Origin of the sequence: Mycolicibacterium lutetiense (genome assembly GCF_017876775.1) — a bacterium.
GTDB classification, from domain to species: domain Bacteria; phylum Actinomycetota; class Actinomycetes; order Mycobacteriales; family Mycobacteriaceae; genus Mycobacterium; species Mycobacterium lutetiense.
Genome location: NZ_JAGIOP010000002.1, coordinates 3434125 through 3454295 on the forward strand (window position 1 = coordinate 3434125; position 20171 = coordinate 3454295).

Consider the following 20171-nt stretch of genomic DNA (forward strand, 5'->3'; position numbering starts at 1 on the left):
GCTGCGATGGGTAGGTATCTGGACTCCGCCAAGGCGTATGCCGGCCGTGACGTCGGTGGGCTCCTCGAGGGTGGCCGGTATGCCCTGGTGCACACCCGAAGCCTGGAGTTCGACGAGCTGCGGCCCTACGTCCCCGGTGACGATGTGCGCGACATCGACTGGAAGGCCACGGCGCGCTCCGGGCACACCCTGATCAAGCGGTTCGTCTCGGAGAAGCATCACAAGGTGCTGGTGGTCGCCGACGCCGGCCGCAACAGTTGTGCATTGGCGCCGTCGGGTGAGCTGAAACGAATTGTGGCCCAGCACATCATCGGTGCGATCGGATTGATGACGCTGCCCCGGTCTGACGAGATCGCCATGGTGCTCGGTGACCACCGCGGCAACGTGGACATCCGTCTGCGCCGCGGGGAGACCCATATCGAGAGCATGCTGCACCGGTTCCATCACCATGCCACGAACCATCCGGGTCCCAGCGACATCCTGGTTCAGCTCGAATGGGTGGCCCGGCACTACCGGCATCGGTTGTTGATCTTCGTGGTGTCCGACGAGCCGGAGGTCTCCGACCGGTTGGCCGAGGTGTTGCGCCCGCTGACCGCCCGCCACGACGTGCTGTGGGCACTGGTCGGCGACATGCCCGCGGTGAGTGGGCGCCGGGACATTGGCCGCTGCTACGAGATCACCGATGGGCGCCCGATCCTGACCGACCTGGACAGCGATGTCATCGAGGCCTATCAACGCGCCGAAGCCCAACGGCGCGAACAGCTTTCCGAGTTTCTGACGCTGCAGCGGATCCCGCACGCCCGGATCCCGGGGAGCCCGCGGATCAGGGCCGCCTTGACGACGATGACCGGGGTGTACGCCCGTGCCGGATGACCTGCTGCACGATGTGATCGGCCCGACGCCGTACTCGCCGGTGTGGCTGTGGACCGCGATCGGCCTGATCCTGCTCCTGTGCGCCTGGTACGCGGCGATCTTCGTGCTGACATCGCGGCGCCGTCCGGTGCGCGACCTGCCCTTCATCGGCACCGTCCGGGCCGAACTCTTGCGCCGCCGGTCGGCTCGCGCGGTCCGTCGCATCGGGAACCGTTACCGTGCCGGTGAGCTGAGCGCAACGCGTACCGGGACCGCGCTGAACCGGGAACTCCGAGCCTTCCTGCAGGCGGCCACCGGAGTGCGGGCCCCGTACCTACAGGTCGACGCCATCGCCGACAGTGCCGCCGCACCTGCCGCGCCGATCCTGGCCGAGCTCACCGACATTCAGTTCAACCATCGTTCGACGCTCGATGCCGGTACGGCCAGCGACACTGCCGAGGAGTTGATCCGCGGATGGACCTGATCTGGTGGATGGTGGCCATCACCGGTTGCCTCGCACTCGCGGGGTGTGTGGGTCTGGCCCTGCTCCCGAGCAGGTCGGACCCGGATGAACTCACGCCGTTGGCCAACACCGGGCGACTCACCCGATTGCCGGAGTACGTGCGGACCGCGCGGCTGCGGACCGTCACGGCCGTGGCCGCCATGGTGCTGCTGACGGCTGCCTTCGCGGGGTCCGTTCTGGCCGCCGCGCGCCCCACCGGACTACCGTCGTGGACCCGCGCCACCCAGGTCGCGACACCGGAGGACATCATGGTGTGCGTCGGCGCCCCGTCGTCGGACCCCGCGGTCAGCACCGCTCTGAGGTATTTCGCCGACCGGGCCGGCTCCTTCGGGACCGAGCGGATCGGTTTGACCTCGGCCAACCGCCGCGTCATCCCGCTGACCCGGGACTACCAGTACGCCGCAGCGCAATTCGCCGAGGCCGCCCAGCCCGACGGTCCCCGTCCGTTGGTCGCACCGGTGTCCTATGTCGATTACGCCGCCGACGTCCAGGACGTGCTGGCCATGTGCCTGACCGGTTTCCCGTCCTTTACCGAGCCGTCCCCGCAACGACGGTCAATGATCTACATCGGCCCCGAATCTCTACCCGGCTCAAACGAATCCGCCCCGCTGTTCAGTGCGGAACGCCTCCGGGACCTGGCGGTGACGGCAGGTGTTCAGGTCAACGCCATCACGCCCGGACCCGGCGACGGGCCCGCGGTGGACCTGGCTCACAACACCGGTGGGCGGTGGTTTTCTGATTCGGCCGATGTGGCCGCGCATCTGACCGAGATCCGGGAACATTCGCCGCAGCCCGGGACGACCGGCGACACCGCGGAGGTCAGCTCCGCCGAAACCCCGGCGGCACCCGTATTGCTGGCATTGCTGGCGTTGGCAGTGCTGTGGTGGTGGCCGGTGGTGATACGCCGATGAGCCTGGAGCCGGTCCTGCCGCCGCTGCTGCTCGCAGTGCTCGTAGTGGTGCTCGTCGCAGCGCGGGTCAGCACGTTCGGGCGGGTCAGGGCCCAGGCGGGCGGTTGGGCGGCGGTGTGGCGCTGGTCCGCACTGACGGCGGCCGGGGTGCTCCTGGTGGTGGCCGCTCTCGGCCCCACCGTGGGCGGACGCCACGACGCCGTGCCTCGCCCGGCCGGTGACCGGGAGCCCAATATCTTTGTGCTCCTGGACCGTTCTCCGGAGATGTCGCAGGAGAACGCCGATGGCCGCTCTCTGATGGCGGCGGCGCGCGATGATGTCGCGGCACTGATCGACCGGTATCCCGACGCCCGCTTCGCCCTGATCGGGTTCGCCGACCGTCCGTCCGTGGTGTGGCCGTTGTCCGCGGACACCTGGAGCTTGCGGCCGGTGGTGGCCGCAACGGAGGCGTACCCGGCGACACCGGATGCCAACGTGGGCGCGGCGGCGAGCGTGCTTCGCTACCAGTTGATCAGCGCCGTGCAGCAGTTTCCGAGGGCCCAGAACCTGGTGTTCTATCTTGGCGCGGGTGCTCCTGAATCGTCGGCACCCCAACGGGAATTCCAACTCCCCGAGGATGCGGTCGACGGCGGCGCGGTGTTGGGTTACGGAAATCCGGGGGCCCCGCTGCTGCGCGGCGTGGCCGAGCAGGTCGGGGTGCCGTTCATCCCGCGTAGCGACGCGACACCGCTGAATACGGTGTTGCCCGGCGGGGCCGCCGAGGGTCAGGCTCCTACGGCGACCCGGAACCGGGCTGCTCTCGAGCTGTACTGGATCTTCGCCGGGGCGGCGGCACTGCTCATCCTGGGCGAGCTCTATCTGGTGCTGCGGGGATTCCGGCGCATGCAGTCGATCGATCTGGGGTCCGGGCCATGAACCGGGTACGTCGCAGGCTGCTGCTGTATTCGGCTCCGGTGGCCTTGATCGCGGTGATCGTCGTCGTCAAACTGCTGTCGGTCGTGGTGTTCGGCCACTCGGCGGCAGTCAGTTTCGCCGACCGCGACACCGAGGCCCTCGCGGGCGAGGTCGCCGGGCTTCAGATGCTGAACATCGTCGAGCCGGGCAAGGCGGATTTCGCCGCAGGCGCTCTCGCTGTCCTCGAGGATCGGCTCGGTGATGCCGATCGCCATTTCAGCGCGGCCATAGCCGGCCTCGATACCGATGAATCATGTTCGGCCAGGGTGAATCTGGAGCTCGTGCGGGAGACTCTCGGTGATCGCGCGTTGGCGGCGGCCGATCCTGAACTGGCGCTGACGCACTACCTGGCCGCTCGCGATGTCGTGGAAAGGGCCCCGCGGGGATGCTTCGAGGGCAATGCCGCGCCGGAACGGTTGAACAGCAAGATCGATGCCGTCTCCGCCATCGCTCCGCCGCCGGCGTCCCCGCTTCCCCCGGCGGTGCAGGCACCACCACCGGCAGCGACGGGCGCACCCACCACGCAACCGCGGAATCGGCTCGACCCGACCGTGGGCGATCCGCTGGACCGGTTGCAACAGATCCTGCGTGATGCGGCCACGGGCTAGATTCGGGTGAGTCGGGCTCGTCGAGCCCGGTCAACACGAAGGAATGGAATGGCTGTGGCAGACAGGCTGTCCGCGCGTGAGGCGAAGCGCCTGCAGACGCGTGAGCGTTTGATGGGTGCGGCGATCGCGGAGTTCAAGCGTGCCGGGATGGCCGAAGCGGATGTCGGCGCGATCGTCACTGCGGCGGGTGTCGCGCACGGCACGTTCTTCTTCCACTTTCCGACCAAGGAACATGTACTGCTGGAACTCGAACAGCGCGAAGAGGAGCGCATCGCCAAGCAGTACACCCAATTCCTCAAGAAGCCGCACAGTCTCGAGGGAGGGCTGCGCGAGTCGATGCGGCTGGTTGTCGGGCTGGAACGCCGGCTCGGCGGCGTGTTATTCAAAGATTTTCTGGCCCTGCACTTCTCGCAGACCCGGCCGCCCGCACCGGATAGCCAGGACCACCCGGTGATCTCCGGGGTGGCGCGCGAGATCGAACTGGCCCAGGAGCAGGGTGAGGTCGCGGCCGACGTGAAGCCGTGGAACAGCGCGGTGTTCTTCCTGCTCGGCTTCTATGCCCTGCTGATCACCACCAACGACTGGCCCAACCGCGATGACCTTCTGGACGACTACGTGATCAGGACCATGCGAAGCCTGACGCCCTGATTCCGAACCCGTAGGGCCCCTGTGCAGCCCGCGATTCGTTGACTATAGTCAGTCAACAGTTCGCGACCCGCTGACTGGAGGACCCTTGAATCTGCCGATGATCAGGCCCCGCCGCACGGCTGCGGCAGGTGTGGGCGAGCAGTCGATGGCCGACCATGACGAGCAGTCCAGGATCGCGCAGCGGCAGGCCGACAAATGGCTGATCGTCGGATCGCTCCTGATCGGCAGCGCGGTTCTCGGCATTTTCGGGCTGCCGATCTTCCTGCGCGGGGTGTGGTTGCTCCGTCGTGCCCAGCGTGACGGGCTGTCGGTGCGACCGATGATGGTCACCCTGCTCGGTTACCTGGTCATCATCGACGCTGCGATCAATGCGATGGGTTGGTCGCTCGACCTGATCGGCAACCACTCCTTGCTGGCGAGAGTGCTTCTGACTGGCTGGGGCAACATGTTTGACGCCGGCTACTTCTGGCACTTCAACGAGCTGTGGGTGGGCGGCGCCGGAGGCCCGGGCGAGAAGGCCTGGGAGGTCGCCCTCATTCTCACCGTCTTCACCATGCGGATTGCCGCGGGCATCGGCTTTCTGCAGATGAAGCGCTGGGGGCAGCAGTGGATGATCGTCACCTGCTGGATGGGCGTGGTGATCTGGTGCGGCTACGTGTTCAACATGACGATGTTCGCCGACGTCCGCTACGCCGGGGTGATCTTCCCGGTGATCGGCTGGTGGCTCTACGACATCTTCTACATCACGCCATTCCTCGCGATCCCGTACCTGCACACGGTCAACCGTGAAATCTTCACCGACTGAATACTTGATATTGACTGAAGTCAGACAGTTCCACCGCACGAGGAGGGCACATGCTCTGGGAGATCTGCCGCTATATCGGCGCATGGGGCGGCACCGCCCTGATCATCTGGTTCTGGTACTGGATGTTCTCCAACATCGGCACGTTCTGAACCGATGACCGACAACGACGCGATCGCGGTCGAGCGCAGCTGCGCCCTGACCGCCGTGGCCCTGAGCGGCGGCCGCCGTGACGGGGTGCGGCTGGTCACCGGCGAGCATCGCGCGTTCGGGCTGAGCACGGCGCTCGACTACGTGCACGTGCCTTATCCGGGCCGGGTCCTTGCCTGGACTCGACGGTCGTTGACCTGCGGTGTGGCACTACAGTGCGCGCCGTCTAAAGATCGGCTGGTGCACTACCGGCTCAATGAACTGTCCGGCCGGGAGTTGCAAGCCCTCAGCCTGGTCGAGGCCGGGGTGGCGCTGGGCTGGATCGCCACTCGATGGCCCGGTCTGATCGGCGAAATCCGAAGACTGCTACCCGAACTGGAACAGGTCGACGGTGACATGCCGGCCGACGACATGCTGCGATGTGCGGTCGAATTGGCCCGCAGCGGCGAGTCCGTCGAGGTCGACCCGCTGCTCGGCCGGCTGCCCGCCACCTACACCGCTCCGGCCGGGCTGGCCGACGCGCTGCGCCGAAGGTTCGGCCGGATGCCGTGGACCAGTAACCAAAAGCGCCTGCCGAGGCCCTATTCCGTGCCGGTCGGCGGAGACGGCGGAGTGCGCAATCCCAACCTCCCGCCGCCCAGCCGGCCCCAGGACAACGACCTCGACGTCACCCCGCAGCATCGGCCGGGAATTCCCTACCCGGAGTGGAACGCATGGACCGACACCTTCCTGCGCGATCATGTCGCCGTCATCGAGCATGCCAAGCCGCCGCGCAGCAGGCAGTCCGCGCCGGTGCCGGCCGATCTCCGGGCCTGGTTCTCCGAACACACCCACCGGGCGATGACCGACCGGCTGGAGGACGGCTCGGACCTGGACGTCGATTCCTATGTCCGCCACCACATCGACCTGGCCACCGGTGAAGCTGGGCAGCCCCGGGTATTCCGGGAGTTGTTGCCCAGCGGTAGGGACGTGTCCACCGCGCTGCTGCTCGACGGCAGTTCGTCGCTGGGCGTACATGGCGGGCGGATCTTCCGGCTGGAACTGGCCTGCGCGGACGCGTTGTCCCAGGCGATGACCCAGGCCAGGGAGCGCCACGGCATCTTCGTGTTCACCGGCAACACCCGTCACCGGGTGGAAGTGCAGTGCCTCAAGGACTTCGAGGACCGGCGATTCGTCCCACCGAGTGCAGCCGGCCTGGTCACCGGCGGATACACCCGCCTGGGTGCGCCGCTGCGGCACCTGACAGGTCGCCTCCTGGCTCAGCCGTCCGAGCGGCGCCTACTCATCGTGATCGGAGACGGCCTGATCTCCGACGAGGGCTATGAGGGCCGCTATGCCTGGGCGGACACCGCGCATGCGGTCGAGGAGGCCAACGACGCCGGCGTCGCCGTGTACTACGTCGGCGTCGGGCCGACGCGCGTCGACCCCCTGCCCGAGGTGTTCGGACCGCGCCGGTCCCAACGGATCCGCCGGGTCGAGGAGCTTCCGCGCGTGCTGGCGCACGTACACCGAGAACTGGTCGCGGCGTGAGGAGGAGGACGGAATTGAGTACAGCGCATATGGTCGCCGCCGGAGGGGCTCCGACCCTCTACTTGGCCAACCGCAACGAGATTCAGCTGTTCGAGCAGGCGTATGCCCGGCGGATCCCGGTGATGCTGACCGGGCCCACCGGCTGCGGCAAGACCCGCCTCGTCGAGCACATGGGCTCGCTGCTGCAGCGCCCGGTCGTGACGATCAGCTGCCACGACGATCTCACCAGCTCAGATCTGGTGGGCCGGTTCATGGTCACCGGCGGGGACGTGGTGTGGACCGATGGACCCCTGACCCGCGCGGTCAAGGCCGGCGCCATCTGTTATCTCGACGAGGTGGTCGAGGCCCGCCACGACTCGCTGGCCATCCTGCATTCGCTCACCGACCATCGCCGCGCGCTCTACCTCGATCGGGCCGGCGAGGTCGTGCAGGCTCCGGACACCTTCATGCTGGTGTGCTCCTACAACCCGGCGTACCGCAGCTCGCTCAAGGAACTGAAACCATCCTTCCGGCAACGGTTTGCCACGCTACCGATGAACTACCTGCCACCGGATCGCGAAGCCGAGGTGATCGTCGCGGAAACCGGCGTCGGCCGCGACACCGCGGTGCGCCTGGTGGCCTGCGCCACCGCGATCCGCAGCGCAGACGCCGCGTTTCATTTCGAGCCGCCGTCGACGCGGGTTCTGGTCACCGCGGCGCAGCTGGTTGCCGAAGGCGCCTCCGAACTCGATGCCGCCGAGGCCTGCGTGCTAGCACCGCTGAGCACCGACGGGGCGATCAACGACGGGCTGCGTGAGGTCGCGGCGGCCAGCCTGCTCGACGGCCCGGCCCGAAACCCAGGAAAGGGAATGCGATGAACGAGCAGGAGCGAAAGCGCAAGCGTGCCTTGATTGTTCTGCAGGTGGTCATCTACGGCTATCTGTTCACGATGTTCTGCATCCAGCTGTACATGTCGTTCGCCCGAGGTTGGTGGGACCTGTGAATGTGCCTCTGGCCCAGCCGGAGTCGGTAACGCTTGAGGATCACCACGAGCAGTCGCGGCTGGCTCAGCGGCGGGCCGACAAGTGGATGATCGTCGGGGCGCTGTTGATGGGCATGTGGATCCCCGGCCTGATCGGGTTCCCGATCTTCATGCGCGGGGTGTGGCTGCAGCGCCAGGCTCAGCGCGCGGGATTGTCGGTGCGCCCGATGATCGTCACCTTGATCGGTTACCTGGTGCTCATCGATGGCGCCCTCAACAGCCTGGGCTGGGCACTGGACCTGGTCGCCAACCACACCCTGATCAACCGGGTGCTGATGGTCGGCTGGGGCAACATGTTCGACGCCGGCTATTTCTGGCACTACAACGAACTGTGGATCGGTGGGGCGGGTGCGCCGGGCGAGAAGTCGATGGTCTTCGGCATGATCGTCACCGTTTTCGCGATGCGTTGCGCGGCCGCCATCGGCTTTCTGCAGATGAAGCGCTGGGGGCAGCAGTGGATGATCGTCACCTGCTGGATGGGCGTGGTGATCTGGTGCGTCTATGTCTTCAACATGACGATGTTCGCCGACGTCCGCTATGCCGGGGTGATCTTCCCGGTGATCGGCTGGTGGCTCTACGACATCTTCTACATCACGCCATTCCTCGCGATCCCGTACCTGCACACGGTCAACCGCGAGATCTTCACCGACTGAACCCCTTTCAAGGAGCGCACTGTGTCGAGGCCCGCAGAAAGCACTGAAACAGAACAGGACCCGGCCGAGGATCTGCCGCCGGGGACCACGCCGTACTACGCGAACATGCACAAATGGATCAAACGGGCGGTGCTGGTCTGCCTGGTCGCCCTGGTCGTGGAGGGCGCGTTCACGTTGCCGTTCATGGCCGTCTACTACGGGTATCCGACGTTGAGCATGACCGAGATCTGCAGCGAGCTGCTGAAGGTGCGGTACTCCGACGACACCCTTGAGTGCAAGCACCCGTACCCGATGCTCGGACCGCCGGAGGGAGCCGAGGGTAAGGACACCGCCCGCGACGAGTGGGGTATCCAGCCGACGCCGAAATACGACCGGCTGGGTTTCCGCGAGCTGGTGCGCCGTCACGATGAGCGCCTGGCCCGCCAGGCCCATGAGCAGCAGACCAAGTAGGGACAAGCCGTGCCCAAATCTCCTGAAGAGCACGCCCGCAACTGGGATCGGCGCCACGAGGATTTCAATGACCACGACCTGCTGTACGAGGTGTATTCGGTGATGCGCCAACGGGCGCCGATCGCACATACCGAGGCGCCCTTCTTTCCCACGGACGGTGCGTGGGTCGCGCTGGGTTATGACGAGTGCTATCGGATTGCGCAGGACTGGGAGCATTTCTCCAGCAACCCGACGCCCGAGGGCGCTCGGCAGGCCGGCGGTGACCTGGTGATCACCCTCGATCCGCCGCGGCAACAGAAGTTCCGCAAGGTGCTCAATCCGTACTTCTCCCCGGCGCGGATGAAGGCGTTGACACCGCAGATTCGGGCCGAAACCGATGCGCTGATCGACGCGTTCATCGAAGCGGGGCAGGGGGACCTCGCCCAGGTCGCCTGGCAACAGCCCGGCATCGTGTTCTTCAAGTATCTGCTCGGCATGCCCGTCGACGACGTCCCGTTGTGTCTCGAGTTGGTCGACACCGCGCTCAACGGTGCGGTCGAGCAGGACCGGATGCTGGCGTGGGGAAGGTTGTATCAGCATCTGCACGATGCGGTGTCGGCCCGCACCGCCGAACCGCCGCGCGATGACATGATCGACGTGCTGCTGCGCGCCGAGATCGACGGTGAACCGTTGCCGTTCAACGACATCGTGGCCAACGCCATCCTGTTGGTCCAGGCCGGTCTGGAAACCACCGCCAGTGCAATGTCTTTCGCATTTCACTACCTGGCCACCCATCCCGGGGAACGGGACCGCCTGATCTCCGAACCCGAAATTGTGCCGAGGGCCGTCGAGGAGTTCATCCGGTTCGCCGGCTCGATCCACAGCCTGCCCCGCACGGTGGCCCAGGACGTCGAATTGAGTGGACAGCGGTTCTGCCCGGGCGAGGCTGTCGTGCTCAACTACGCCGCGGCCAACCGGGATGGCGCCCAGTTTCCCGATCCGGACCGCTGCGTGCTGGACCGCTCGGCCAACCGCCACCTCGGCTTCGGGGCCGGAGTACACCGGTGTCTCGGTTCCAACCTCGCTCGCCTGGAGTTCGCCATCGGACTCGAGCAGGTGCTGACCCGGATGCCCGATGTCTCCGTGGATCCTGGCGGCACCGCGGTGTTCCACGGCAATTCCGTGACGCGGGGCTACCGTCGGGTTCCGGTGGTGTTCTCCCCGTCGGAACCGGTTGTATTGCGGGGACCTAACGATTCGGTGCTGTCTCGGGGTTGACGCCCCGGTGGGTAGCAAAGGCGTGGTTCAGTGAATCGATGTCTGCTGCCTGGTCCCCGCGTCGCTGCCTCACCGCTGCGGTGACGGCGGGTATTACGTTGCTCGCGGTGGGGATGCCGTCGGCTTCGGCCGCGCCGCCCACCGATGCGCGCGGTTACGTCGACTCCACGGCGCGGTGCGCCAAGGCGGACGTGACCGTGTTGTTCGGCAGTACCGACGCCTCCCGGGTGGCGATCTGTTCGGTATCGGGCGGAAAGTACGAGTACCGCGGTGTCCGCCTGCGCGACGGCGCCACGCTGACCGCGCCCGCGACGCGCAACGACGATGGCGCGTTCCGGGTGGAGAACGCCGGGATCGAATACCTGGTGACGGCGAAGTCGCTGGTGCTCAGCGCGGGGGAGAAGGTGATCCGCGAGGAGCCGATGATCGACTTCCATCGTCCCGGTGCGACTCAAGCCCCGGCAGCCGCGTCGCCCACTCCCACGACACCGTTGCCGCCGCCGCTGGCCGCCGAAGTCGGAGGCAGCGCCGCCCGTCGCTGACCCGCTGAGCAGCGCACTTGCCCGAGCAGTTGAGGGCAGCCGATGAAAATGATAATCATTATCGGTATGAGTGCGTGTTCGTCGTCCCTACCCTCGGCTGGTCTGGACCAGCTGCTGGACCAACTCCGGCCGGGAACAATCCGGCTCACCGTTCCGGTCGTCGACGATGTCGTCCAGGTCGGCATCGGCGGCGACTTCGAAACCACCACGGTCGCGATGACGGCCACGTCGAGGTCGCTGCGGGCCCGACGGGTCGACGGCAGGCGTCTGCAGGTGCACATCGTCGAGGGTTGGACCGATGCGAGCGCGCCAGGGGTGGCAATCCCGGTGTTCGAACAGCCCGTGGACGAGTTGGTGCTCGAACGGTGCGACGGGCGCTGGGGGGCCGGCGCCGGTTTGCGTGCTGTCCGCCTGGCCGACCTCGATCGATTCGTCGGCACGCTCACCCGGTTCGCCCTGGCCAAGCAGTTCCGTACCGGTGGCTTCGCTCAGACGGCGGGTGCGGCGTAAGTCTGCAGGTACTGCGTCAGCGCCTGTTGGGCCTCGGTGAGGATCGCCCGGTCTTTCTCCGGACCGGCGTGAAAGGCCATCTCCAGCAGGCGATCACCCATCTCGACGGCGACCAGCGTCACCAGTGGATCGGTGCCCTCGCGGAGCAGGCCCCAGTGCAGCAGGCCGACATGTAGCGCGTTGGCGAACTCGGCTCGGCGTACGCGCGGGTCAGTGATCAGGCCGCTGGCCAGGCTGGTGTAGTGCAGGTTGACCAGGTGCGGGTGGTTGCGCAGGTGTTCGTAGTGGAATTCGAAGATGCTGTGGGCGACCTCGGCCAGGCTGGTCGGCGCCAGCGCGGAGAGGACCGCTGCGCCTTCGGCGTCGCGCCGGTCGAGATGGTCGGTGACGATCTCCTGCAGGATCGCGTCGCGATTGGGGAAGAACTGGTAGACCGTCGCGACCGGGACATCGGCGCAATGGGCGATGGCGCGGGTGGTGACTGCGTCGACGCCCTGGGTCTCGAGCAGCTCGAGCGCTGCAGCCCGGATGCGCTCGACGCGTCGTCTGCTGCGCTCCTGTACTGGTTGGCGGCGCCGTAGGGGCTTGTGGGGGACCACGTCTGAATCGTCCCACATTACTGACATGAGCCATGTTCACGTTTGTCGGCATCTGGCCGATATCCAGCAGTTTCCGGGCGCCTGACTATGTCCGGGTGGCTGGATTCACATAAGAAGGTGCACATGACCCGCGCCACGGGAGTCTATGTGGGGTTCGGTAAACGAACATGCGGGCGTCGAGGCTCGATGAGGATTCGCCCATACCGGGCGTTTCGCGGCTGCCTGTCGGCATACTTTCGGTGAGAATCCGCCAGACATTCTCAGTTGAACCAATTGACTGACCGCTCATTCGAAGGAAATCGTGTCGATACTCTCCACGCCGATGTTGGCCGATGCCATTGCCCGGGTCTTCGCCGTAGGGGTGAGGCCGGGGCCCATGCGTGGCGTTCGGTTCCCCGAAATACCGGGCCGCACAACGCTCATCGAGATCCCGACCCGTCACGGCAACGTTGCCGCCACGGTGTATCACCCGGCGGCCGGCGAGGAGAAACCCCCGGTGTACGTGAACGTGCACGGCGGCGGTTTCGTCGTCGGGCACCGAGAGCAGGACGACCCGTGGTGCCGTTTCCTCGCCGCACACGCGAATGTCGTTGTGGTCAACGTTGATTACCTGCTGGCCCCGCAGCACCGGTTCCCCGTCCCCGTCGAACAGATCTATGACGTCCTGAGCTGGGCCTCGGCGCCCGACCGTGACTGGGACGGCAGCAGGTTGTGTGTCGGCGGGCAGAGCGCGGGCGGCAGCCTGGCCGCGGCGGCCTCGCGGCTGGCGTGGGAAAGCGGCGGACCGCGGATCGCCCTGCAGGTTCTGCACTACCCGCCGCTGGACCTGGTCACTGCCACGAAGGCCAAGCACTCCCCACTGGGCGCCAAGGCGGTGTTGAAGCCGTGGATGGGCGAGGTGTTCAATGCTGCCTATCTTCCTGATCGTGCTCGGCGCACCGACCGCCTGGCGTCGCCGGTATGGGGCGCAAACGCCGACGGAATCGACGGAATCGCCCCGGCGCTGATCGTCACCGCCGAGTACGACAGGCTGCGCGGCGAGGGCCACCAGTACGCCCAGAAACTCGACGCGGTCGGCTCCCTGGCCGAGTATCACGACGTGCCCGGCGTCGATCACGGCTACAACATCATGAGCAACAACGCCGAGGTCACCCGCAAGGTCTACGACCTGATCGCCAGACACGTCCGCCGCGCCACCGGTAATTAGCCCAGCGTGGCGTGCAGGGCCAAGGTGGCTGCGACGGCGTTGGCCGCCTCAGCGCCCTTCTTGACGAAGTGCTTCGTGAAGTAGTCGATGTGCTCGTCGTGCTCGTGGAAATGGTGCGGGGTGAGCACGACAGAGAACACCGGCACCTCGGTGTCGAGTTGCACCCGCATCAGGCCGTCGATCACTGCGGTGGCCACGAAGTCGTGGCGGTAGATACCGCCGTCGACGACGAGTCCGGCCGCGACGATCGCCCGGTACCGCCCGGTCAGTGCCAGACGCTTTGCGGTGAGGGGAATTTCGAACGCACCGGGCACTTCGAAGAATTCCAGCGCATCGCCGGCGATCCCATGGCTACCGATCTGTTCGGTGAATCCCTCGCGGGCCTTGTCGACGATGTTGCGATGCCAGGTGGCTTGCACGAATGCGATCTGCGTGGCTGCGTCAGACATGTAGCGACGCTATCGCACCCGTGCCACCAGCGGATAAACACATCAGCCGAACGTGACAACCACCTTGTCCGCCGCCCCGGGCGTCGACGCCAGCTCAAGGGCTTCGCTCACGTCCTGGAACGGGACCGTGTGACTGACGATCAATGCATAGCGTTCCCAGTTGGCGACGAGATCTTTGGTCACCTCGAAGATCTCGTCCGGATAGCCCATCGATCCCACGATCGTGATCTCGCTGCTCATCACGTTGATGAACTCCACCGGGACAGCTTCCTTGTGGACGGCCACCACGCCCAGCGTCGCTCCGTGTTGTGCGGCGGTCAGCACGGTGGTGATCACCGACGGCGCACCCGCGGCATCGAGATAGATATCGGTGCCCGCCCTGCTGCCGAACCTCGACTCGCCCTCGCCGTGCAGTTCGACGAGCCGCGCGACGACGTCCTCGTCGGTGGCGTTGACCACCGCGTCGGCACCGATCTGCCTGGCTTTCTCCAGGCGTGCCGCGATCAGATCGACCACGACGATGTGGCTGACGCCGACCGACCGGAAGGCCAGTACCGCGCCCAGGCCGATCGGGCCGGCACCGAAGATGACGACCTTGTCGCCGGTTTTCGGCCGGCAGCGGTTGACCCCGTGCCGGGCCACGGCCATCGGCTCGTTGAGGGCGGCCACCTCCCATGGGATGTGGTCGGGGATGACCTCAAGGCTGACCCCGCGTTCGGCGTTCTCGATGAGCAGATAGTCGGCCAGGGCGCCGGTGGCACCGCCGTTGCCGATGATGCCGCTCGGCGCGGCCATCGGATTGATCACCACGTGATCGCCGACGTCGATGCCCGTCACCTCGGCTCCGACCTCGACGACCTCGCCGGCGGGTTCGTGGCCCAGCGGGGTGTGGCCCTGCCGGGGCGGGATGCCACCGATCGCGATGTACATCGCGTCGGATCCGCAGATCCCACACGCCCGCATCCGCACCAACACGTCCTTGGCGCTGATCTGCGGACGGGGCGCGACGAGCGTCTCGGCGGTCCCCGGTCCGGTCACCGTCGACACGTTCATGCTCGCGGTCATGGCGCTGCTTCGAGCTCGATGTCGAACGTGTCGAGGTATTCGGAGAAGATGGGCTGCAGGTCATCCACCGACAACCCGTACTGGTCGAGACTGTAGGCGTTGGGAGCGAACCGGTCCTGGGGGTGCTCGGCGAGCCAGGCATTCATCCTGCCCTCCACCTCGGGGGTGAGGTCGTCACCCGCCCAGTCGTAGATGCGTCGCATCATCGCGACCGGGTCCCGCATCATCTCCGAGTAGTGCATGTGGAAGAAGCGGTCGTCGCCGATGCGATCACGTGCGCGAAGCGGACGTTCCACGTGAAACTGCATCTGCGCCAAGGCATTACGGCCCATTTCCGGCAGGTTCAGCGCCTCGGGACGCAGCGTCATACCCTTGGGCAGCTTCCACAGATTGGCCAGGGAACCCGTCGCCTTGTACGGGTCGCGGTGAGCCCAGATCAGCCGCGCATCCGGGAACACCTTCAACAGCGCGTCGATGTGCACCGAGTGCGACGGCATCTTCAGGCTCCAGGTACCCGGCGCAGTCGACTGCAGAACCTGCAGGTAGCGCTTCTGATACTCGTAGGTGCTGGTCATGTCGGCTTCGTGGAACAGCCATTCGGCGTATCGCGGGGACGCCAGGTACGAGTCCCACGACAAACCCTTGAAATCCTGGTTGTGGATGAACATGTCCTCGGTGGGGCCGTCGGCATCCTCCCAGTGCGGTAGCGCCATATTCGCCGCCGTCACCATCTCCAGGATCCGCTTCTGCTCTTCGAGCAGGGCCAGGCAGCGGGGATCGGTGCGCAGCATGTCGCTGGTCGCCGGTGGGATCGGCTCCACGCACTGCCAGTGCACCAGCGAGCGCCGGGCGGGGTCCTGGTCGAGCAGGTAGCTGATCACGGTGGTGCCGGTACGCGGCATCCCCAGCACGAACAGCGGGCGCTGCACCGGTATGTCCAGGACCTCGGGATGGGACTGGATGTAGTCGTGAACCTGCAGGCGGCGTCCCAGCGCTTTGACACAGTCGGAGATGATCCGATCCCGGCCGGACTCGCTATACGCCTGCGAGTTGTTGATCTCGTCGAGGATGATGGCCAGGCCCTCGCGCCAGGAATCGGAATCCACTTCGGAGAGGCCGGTTTTCGCGGCCGCCAGTTTGAGGACGTCGTCGGGGGTCGAGATGTTGTCGTATTCGCTCATGGTCCGGGCTCCCGTCAGACCGTCAGGTATCCACCGTCGACTGCGACGGTCGTTCCGGTGATGTAGCGGGCGGCGTCGGTACACAGGAACAGGACCGTCGGCGAGATCTCGTCGGGCATCCCCATCCGGGCCATCGGGGTGTGGCGCATCTCCGGCTCGAGCATCTCGGGGATGTCGAGCACCGGGTGGGTCAACCGGGTGTCGATGAGGCCCGGGGCGACTGCGTTGACGCGGATTCCCTCATCGACCCAGCGACGCGACAGGTTTTTGGTCAAGGCCACCATGCCGGCCTTCGACGAGCTGTAGGCCGGGACGTTGACCGCCGATACGAAGGCCGACATCGAGATGATGTTGATGACGCTGCTGCCGCCCGCGATGGCACTGGCCTTGAGCCGGTCGTGGCAGGCCATAGAGAGACGCATGTGGGCGAACATGTTGACCGCCACCGATCCGGCGTAGCCGTCGGGATCCCATTCGTCCTTCTTCCCGGCGTACGGGCCGCCGGCGTTGTTGACCAGAACGTCGAGATCGCCGACCGAATCGGCCAGGGCGTCGATCGAATCGGGTTCGCCCAGCTGGCACTGCCGGAAGGTCATGGCGCTCAGGTCGGTCTCGGGATAGTCGGCGGCCGAGCCGCGCGTGCCGGTAACGGTCACGTCCGCACCGGCCTTCGCGAAGTCGCCGGCGATCGCGTAGCCGATGCCGCTGGTGCCGCCGGTCACCAGCACGTTTGTGCCGGTGAAGTCGAAGGTCAGGTTGTTCACTGTTCGGTCCTCAGGTTGTCGATGGAATTGGTGAGCCAGGCCTTCTCCCAGAAGTTCTGGGTATCGGCCAGTAGCGCTTGGTGGGCGTCGGCGGCGACCGTGCGGGCGGGACCATGGTCAGGAGTGGCCTCCAGTACGAGGTCGGTGAGGTGCAGCGCCTCGACTGCCCGTCCTGCCGTGAGGTGTGCCCGCGCGGCGTCGACGAGCGCATCAGGACCTGCTGCGGCAACGATGTCCGCAGCGACCGAATGTGGTGCCACGCCGTACAGTTCGGCGGTCGAGCGGTGCTGGAACCATCCGGAGTAGAGCTCCCAGATGGCGCGCACGTTCCACGAGGTCTTGCCGTACCCTTCGCCGACGTCGAGGTGCGCGGGTATCCGGACCGTGCGCATGGCGGTATACACATCCGATCCGGACTGCATGTGCTCGACCGTCTGGTCGTGTACGGACTGCATGGCGTCGCGCATCGCGGTGACTTCCTCGGCGATCAGATCGGCCCCCTCGATGGGGTCGAAATGGCCGGTGATCAACCGCTCCGGGCCGTAGGCGAGCACGGTGTCCAGCGCCTCGATGTAGGCGATCGGATCGCGGTAGCGGTCGCCGCGAATGGTCATCAGGTTCGGCGCGTGGCCGAACAGCGGGCCGAACAGGTTGCCGGTGAACAGGGTTCGGTCCTCTGGCAGCCACACCACCAGGGAGTCGGTGGTCTCACCGCCCGGGGTCCTCGTCAGTTCGAGTCGCCTGCCGCCGACCGTCAGGTCAAACGTCCGGTCGAAGGTGACGGTCGGCTCGGGGAAGGAGAAGTCGATGGTGGCCGGGTCGACGGTCTTGAGATGTTCCATGATCGCGTCGCTGAACTTCTTGAATGCGAACGAGGTCTTGGGCGCCCGGAATCCGGCCAACCGGATGTTGTCGTCGCGCCAGTACCGGTAGTTGGAGTGCATCACCACATCGGTGTCCAGTTCGCGCAGTGCGTTCACGCCGCCCCAGTGGTCGGCGTGGCCCTGGGTGACGATGATCGCCCGGGTCGGTCCGGGCACTTCTTGAAATGCCTTGTGGCGCAGCGTCCCTTCGAAGAACAGGCCGCCGTTGATGATGACGCGCCCGTCGTCGGTGGCCAGGGCGTAGGAGTTGGACACCCCCGGTGACATCCAGATGTCGTTGCCCAGTGCGCTCGCCGGTTCTCCGGTTGCCGTTGCCAGGGCGTCGGCCCCCGGTCGTGTGCGGTGGATTCCCGCCATGAATCGCTCCTTTCCTCTAGATCCCTAGAGTTAATGCTCTAGGACTATAGAGGTAATGTGAGCCGGACAACAGTGTTGGACGAGGAGAACCTGATGGCGTTGCGCGGACTGGCCGAAAAAGTGGTGGTCATCGCCGGCGGGGCGAGCGGACTCGGGGCGGCCACCGCCGCGAGGCTCGCCGACGAAGGCGCCCACGTGGTGGTCGGCGATGTGGCCGCCGACGATGCTCAATGGACTGCAGCGCAGATCACCGCCGCGGGTGGGACCGCGACGGCGGTGGCTTTCGACCTGGCCGACCCCGAGTCGGTGGCCTCGTTGATCGCGACTGCGGTCGATACCTACGGCGGGGTCGACGCGTTGTTCACCGTGGGCGCCGACATGTCCACGCTGCGGGCAGACACGGACGTCGTCGACATCGATCTGGACATCTGGGACCGGGTCATGACCGTCAGCCTTCGCGGGTACGTTGCGGCACTGAAACACGCCATCCCGCAGATCCTTTCGCGCGGCGGCGGGGCAATCGTCAACATGTCGTCGGCGGCGGCGTTCCAGGGTGAGCCGGCCCGTCCGGCCTATGCCACCGCCAAGGCCGGCATCGGAGCATTGACCCGACATGTGGCCGCGCGCTGGGGCAAGGAAGGAATCCGCTGCAACGCCGTCGCCCCCGGATTCACCGCGACCGAAGCCATCCGGTCCGCGCCGCAATGGCCGGACCTGGAGGCCGCGGCGCTCAAGCGCATCCGCGGCAACCGCGTGGGCGAACCCGACGACGTCGCGTCACTGGTCGCGTTCCTGATCTCCGATGAGGGGGCCTGGATCAACGGCCAGGTCATCAATATCGATGGCGGTACGGTTCTGAGGTGAGTGCGTCGTCCCCGCGCAAACGCGACGGTCAGGAGCGCCGCCGCGAACTCGGTGACGCCGCCATCGCCGTACTTGGCGAGCACGGCTCACGGGGGCTCACCCACCAGAACGTCGACCGCTGCGCAGGCGTGCCCGATGGCACCACGTCGTACTACTTCCGGACCCGGGCCGCCCTACTGCAGGCAGTCGGGAAACGGGTCGCCGAGATCGACAGGGCGAACCTGTTGTCGTTGAGCGATGCCGCTGCAGAACCGGCAGCACCATTCGCGCGGCTCGCGCAGCTCGTGTTGATCCAGGCCGACGGGGACGGGCTGCTGCTCAACAAGGCCCGGCACGAGTTGTTCTTGAATGCCGCGCGCGATCCCGAGCTCTCCGAGATGTCACAACCGTCGTTCCGACGGGTCACCGAGATGACCCGTGACGCGATCGCGCATCTACAGCCCGCAACCACTGATCCGGAACTCATCGACGCGCAGAGCACCGCGGTGATGACCTTCATTGCCGGTGTCTTCCTCCGGTTTGTCGGCGGCGACCGGTCCTATGCCGACGCCGAGCAACTGGAACGGCGGCTCCGGGCCATCGCCACGGCGGTGGCGATGGAGCACGCCGAGCGGTCGGGTCAGTCCGCTCCGAGATAAGCGTCGGCCCAGGCGCCGATGATTCGTCCGGCGCGTTTGGCCTGCCCGGGCCCGGTCAGCAGGTGTTCGGAACCTTCCAGCGAGACGAAGCTGCGCGGGTGGCGGGCGGCCCAGAAGATGTCGCTGGCGTTCTTGATGCCGACGGTGTTGTCGGTCGGGGAGTGCAGGATGAGCAGTGGCATCTTGAGGGCCCTGATCTTGTCGCGTAGGTCGGCGGCCCGGACATCCTCGACGAAGGCGCGCTTGAGGGTCAGGGTCTTCCCGCCGACCATCCACTGCCCGCTGCCCTCGGCGCAGACCTGCTCGATCACCGCGTCGTACTGACGCTCGACGTGGGTGGGATCGAACGGCGCGCCCACGGTGACCACCGCGCGGACTCCGGGGCACTGCCGGGCGGCGGCGATCACCGCGTCGCCGCCCCACGAATGCCCGATCACGAGGTCGGCCGGCGTTCCGCGCTCAGACATGAACTTGCAGGCCTCGACGACGTCGGCGGCCTTGTGCGTGAACGAACCGTCACCCCAGTCGCCCTCGGACTGGCCCAGGCCCAGCGCGTCGAATCGCAACATCCCGATGCCGTCACTGGCCAGCTGTTTGCAGATCCGCGAGGCGGCCGGCGAGTCCTTTCCGAGGGTGAAACCGTGCGAGAACACGCCCCACCCCCGTACCGGTCCGTCGGGTCTGTCGATCACCCCGGCCAGCGTCGGGCCCGTCGAACTAGGAAATGTGACGCGCTCAGCCATGTCGGTGGTC

At 66.4% G+C, this 20171-nt stretch carries 25 protein-coding genes; 18 read left to right on the forward strand and 7 right to left on the reverse strand.

Annotated elements, in window-relative coordinates; all coding sequences use genetic code 11:
- The first annotated feature begins 6 nt into the window (after positions 1-6).
- The 15 genes from JOF57_RS25805 (at position 7) to JOF57_RS25870 (ending at position 11410) form a co-directional block, all read left to right on the forward strand.
- A complete protein-coding gene (locus tag JOF57_RS25805) occupies positions 7-873 on the forward strand; it encodes a DUF58 domain-containing protein (protein ID WP_209921824.1) in 867 nt (288 codons plus the stop codon).
- Positions 863-1336: a hypothetical protein gene (locus JOF57_RS25810; RefSeq protein WP_209921826.1), complete on the forward strand. Its 474-nt coding sequence runs from the start codon at positions 863-865 to the stop codon at positions 1334-1336. The genes JOF57_RS25805 and JOF57_RS25810 overlap by 11 nt, the downstream gene beginning before the upstream one ends.
- Positions 1327-2286 (forward strand): hypothetical protein, encoded by a 960-nt coding sequence (locus JOF57_RS25815; protein ID WP_209921828.1) that lies wholly within the window; start codon positions 1327-1329, stop codon positions 2284-2286. The genes JOF57_RS25810 and JOF57_RS25815 overlap by 10 nt, the downstream gene beginning before the upstream one ends.
- On the forward strand, positions 2283-3200 hold the full coding sequence (locus JOF57_RS25820; RefSeq protein ID WP_209921830.1) for a vWA domain-containing protein: 918 nt from the start codon (positions 2283-2285) through the stop codon (positions 3198-3200). Before JOF57_RS25815 ends, JOF57_RS25820 begins: the two co-directional genes overlap by 4 nt.
- Entirely contained in the window at positions 3197-3847 is a 651-nt protein-coding gene (locus JOF57_RS25825) for a hypothetical protein (protein WP_209921832.1), read from the forward strand. The genes JOF57_RS25820 and JOF57_RS25825 overlap by 4 nt, the downstream gene beginning before the upstream one ends.
- A gap of 48 nt (positions 3848-3895) precedes the next feature.
- Positions 3896-4495 carry a TetR family transcriptional regulator gene (locus tag JOF57_RS25830; protein WP_209921834.1) on the forward strand — a complete coding sequence of 200 codons (600 nt, stop codon included), beginning with the start codon at positions 3896-3898 and terminating at the stop codon, positions 4493-4495.
- A 145-nt stretch (positions 4496-4640) separates the two neighbouring features.
- Positions 4641-5300: a hypothetical protein gene (locus tag JOF57_RS25835; protein ID WP_234938947.1), complete on the forward strand. Its 660-nt coding sequence runs from the start codon at positions 4641-4643 to the stop codon at positions 5298-5300.
- Between the two features lie 153 nt (positions 5301-5453).
- Positions 5454-6977: a nitric oxide reductase activation protein NorD gene (locus JOF57_RS25840; protein WP_209921837.1), complete on the forward strand. Its 1524-nt coding sequence runs from the start codon at positions 5454-5456 to the stop codon at positions 6975-6977.
- Positions 6978-7006: 29 nt separating this feature from the next.
- Positions 7007-7834 (forward strand): CbbQ/NirQ/NorQ/GpvN family protein, encoded by an 828-nt coding sequence (locus JOF57_RS25845; RefSeq protein ID WP_209923732.1) that lies wholly within the window; start codon positions 7007-7009, stop codon positions 7832-7834.
- Positions 7831-7959, forward strand: coding sequence for a hypothetical protein (locus tag JOF57_RS31270; RefSeq protein ID WP_273544748.1), 129 nt, complete (start codon positions 7831-7833; stop codon positions 7957-7959). Before JOF57_RS25845 ends, JOF57_RS31270 begins: the two co-directional genes overlap by 4 nt.
- A complete protein-coding gene (locus JOF57_RS25850; RefSeq protein WP_407666603.1) occupies positions 7944-8651 on the forward strand; it encodes a hypothetical protein in 708 nt (235 codons plus the stop codon). Before JOF57_RS31270 ends, JOF57_RS25850 begins: the two co-directional genes overlap by 16 nt.
- A gap of 21 nt (positions 8652-8672) precedes the next feature.
- Positions 8673-9101, forward strand: a complete 429-nt coding sequence (locus tag JOF57_RS25855) for a hypothetical protein (protein ID WP_209921842.1) — start codon at positions 8673-8675, stop codon at positions 9099-9101.
- Between the two features lie 9 nt (positions 9102-9110).
- A complete protein-coding gene (locus tag JOF57_RS25860) occupies positions 9111-10358 on the forward strand; it encodes a cytochrome P450 (protein WP_209921844.1) in 1248 nt (415 codons plus the stop codon).
- Between the two features lie 38 nt (positions 10359-10396).
- Positions 10397-10900, forward strand: coding sequence for a hypothetical protein (locus JOF57_RS25865; RefSeq protein WP_209921846.1), 504 nt, complete (start codon positions 10397-10399; stop codon positions 10898-10900).
- Between the two features lie 66 nt (positions 10901-10966).
- A complete protein-coding gene (locus JOF57_RS25870; RefSeq protein ID WP_209921849.1) occupies positions 10967-11410 on the forward strand; it encodes a hypothetical protein in 444 nt (147 codons plus the stop codon).
- On the opposite strand, the gene JOF57_RS25875 is transcribed toward JOF57_RS25870, so the two are convergent.
- Positions 11389-12009 (reverse strand): TetR/AcrR family transcriptional regulator, encoded by a 621-nt coding sequence (locus JOF57_RS25875; protein WP_307870104.1) that lies wholly within the window; start codon positions 12007-12009, stop codon positions 11389-11391. The genes JOF57_RS25870 and JOF57_RS25875 overlap by 22 nt on opposite strands.
- 301 nt (positions 12010-12310) lie before the next feature.
- Between JOF57_RS25875 and JOF57_RS25880 the strand changes: the two genes are divergently transcribed.
- Positions 12311-13216 (forward strand): alpha/beta hydrolase fold domain-containing protein, encoded by a 906-nt coding sequence (locus JOF57_RS25880; RefSeq protein ID WP_307870105.1) that lies wholly within the window; start codon positions 12311-12313, stop codon positions 13214-13216.
- On the opposite strand, the gene JOF57_RS25885 is transcribed toward JOF57_RS25880, so the two are convergent.
- Genes JOF57_RS25885 through JOF57_RS25905 form a run of 5 tightly spaced genes read right to left on the reverse strand, consistent with a single transcriptional unit; the run spans position 13213 to position 17916 of the window.
- A complete protein-coding gene (locus JOF57_RS25885) occupies positions 13213-13665 on the reverse strand; it encodes a 6,7-dimethyl-8-ribityllumazine synthase (protein WP_209921853.1) in 453 nt (150 codons plus the stop codon). The genes JOF57_RS25880 and JOF57_RS25885 overlap by 4 nt on opposite strands.
- Before the next feature lie 42 nt (positions 13666-13707).
- Entirely contained in the window at positions 13708-14718 is a 1011-nt protein-coding gene (locus JOF57_RS25890) for a zinc-dependent alcohol dehydrogenase (RefSeq protein WP_209923736.1), read from the reverse strand.
- 8 nt (positions 14719-14726) lie between these two features.
- Positions 14727-15911, reverse strand: a complete 1185-nt coding sequence (locus tag JOF57_RS25895; protein ID WP_209921855.1) for a sulfotransferase family protein — start codon at positions 15909-15911, stop codon at positions 14727-14729.
- A gap of 14 nt (positions 15912-15925) precedes the next feature.
- Positions 15926-16675 (reverse strand): SDR family NAD(P)-dependent oxidoreductase, encoded by a 750-nt coding sequence (locus JOF57_RS25900; protein ID WP_209921856.1) that lies wholly within the window; start codon positions 16673-16675, stop codon positions 15926-15928.
- A complete protein-coding gene (locus JOF57_RS25905; RefSeq protein WP_209921859.1) occupies positions 16672-17916 on the reverse strand; it encodes an alkyl sulfatase dimerization domain-containing protein in 1245 nt (414 codons plus the stop codon). Before JOF57_RS25905 ends, JOF57_RS25900 begins: the two co-directional genes overlap by 4 nt.
- A 93-nt stretch (positions 17917-18009) precedes the next feature.
- Between JOF57_RS25905 and JOF57_RS25910 the strand changes: the two genes are divergently transcribed.
- On the forward strand, positions 18010-18780 hold the full coding sequence (locus JOF57_RS25910) for an SDR family NAD(P)-dependent oxidoreductase (protein ID WP_209923738.1): 771 nt from the start codon (positions 18010-18012) through the stop codon (positions 18778-18780).
- The gene (locus tag JOF57_RS25915) at positions 18777-19418 is read left to right on the forward strand and encodes a TetR/AcrR family transcriptional regulator (RefSeq protein WP_209921861.1); all 642 of its coding nucleotides are present in this window, start codon (positions 18777-18779) and stop codon (positions 19416-19418) included. The genes JOF57_RS25910 and JOF57_RS25915 overlap by 4 nt, the downstream gene beginning before the upstream one ends.
- Here the strand turns inward: JOF57_RS25915 and JOF57_RS25920 are convergent.
- Complete coding sequence (locus tag JOF57_RS25920; protein ID WP_209921862.1) at positions 19400-20161, reverse strand: alpha/beta hydrolase family protein; 762 nt, start codon at positions 20159-20161, stop codon at positions 19400-19402. The two genes, JOF57_RS25915 and JOF57_RS25920, sit on opposite strands and share 19 nt — an antisense overlap.
- Between the last annotated feature and the right edge of the window lie 10 nt (positions 20162-20171).

Coding starts and splice junctions, on each gene's coding strand:
- JOF57_RS25895 (WP_209921855.1), bottom strand. CDS start 15,911: ATGAGCGAATACGACAACATCTCGACCCCCGACGACGTCCTCAAACTG.
- JOF57_RS25835 (WP_234938947.1), top strand. CDS start 4,641: ATGGCCGACCATGACGAGCAGTCCAGGATCGCGCAGCGGCAGGCCGAC.
- JOF57_RS25805 (WP_209921824.1), top strand. CDS start 7: ATGGGTAGGTATCTGGACTCCGCCAAGGCGTATGCCGGCCGTGACGTC.
- JOF57_RS25820 (WP_209921830.1), top strand. CDS start 2,283: ATGAGCCTGGAGCCGGTCCTGCCGCCGCTGCTGCTCGCAGTGCTCGTA.
- JOF57_RS25825 (WP_209921832.1), top strand. CDS start 3,197: ATGAACCGGGTACGTCGCAGGCTGCTGCTGTATTCGGCTCCGGTGGCC.
- JOF57_RS25840 (WP_209921837.1), top strand. CDS start 5,454: ATGACCGACAACGACGCGATCGCGGTCGAGCGCAGCTGCGCCCTGACC.
- JOF57_RS25865 (WP_209921846.1), top strand. CDS start 10,397: ATGTCTGCTGCCTGGTCCCCGCGTCGCTGCCTCACCGCTGCGGTGACG.
- JOF57_RS25815 (WP_209921828.1), top strand. CDS start 1,327: ATGGACCTGATCTGGTGGATGGTGGCCATCACCGGTTGCCTCGCACTC.
- JOF57_RS25910 (WP_209923738.1), top strand. CDS start 18,010: ATGGCGTTGCGCGGACTGGCCGAAAAAGTGGTGGTCATCGCCGGCGGG.
- JOF57_RS25845 (WP_209923732.1), top strand. CDS start 7,007: ATGGTCGCCGCCGGAGGGGCTCCGACCCTCTACTTGGCCAACCGCAAC.
- JOF57_RS25830 (WP_209921834.1), top strand. CDS start 3,896: ATGGCTGTGGCAGACAGGCTGTCCGCGCGTGAGGCGAAGCGCCTGCAG.
- JOF57_RS25885 (WP_209921853.1), bottom strand. CDS start 13,665: ATGTCTGACGCAGCCACGCAGATCGCATTCGTGCAAGCCACCTGGCAT.
- JOF57_RS25870 (WP_209921849.1), top strand. CDS start 10,967: ATGAGTGCGTGTTCGTCGTCCCTACCCTCGGCTGGTCTGGACCAGCTG.
- JOF57_RS25890 (WP_209923736.1), bottom strand. CDS start 14,718: ATGAACGTGTCGACGGTGACCGGACCGGGGACCGCCGAGACGCTCGTC.
- JOF57_RS25920 (WP_209921862.1), bottom strand. CDS start 20,161: ATGGCTGAGCGCGTCACATTTCCTAGTTCGACGGGCCCGACGCTGGCC.
- JOF57_RS25905 (WP_209921859.1), bottom strand. CDS start 17,916: ATGGCGGGAATCCACCGCACACGACCGGGGGCCGACGCCCTGGCAACG.
- JOF57_RS31270 (WP_273544748.1), top strand. CDS start 7,831: ATGAACGAGCAGGAGCGAAAGCGCAAGCGTGCCTTGATTGTTCTGCAG.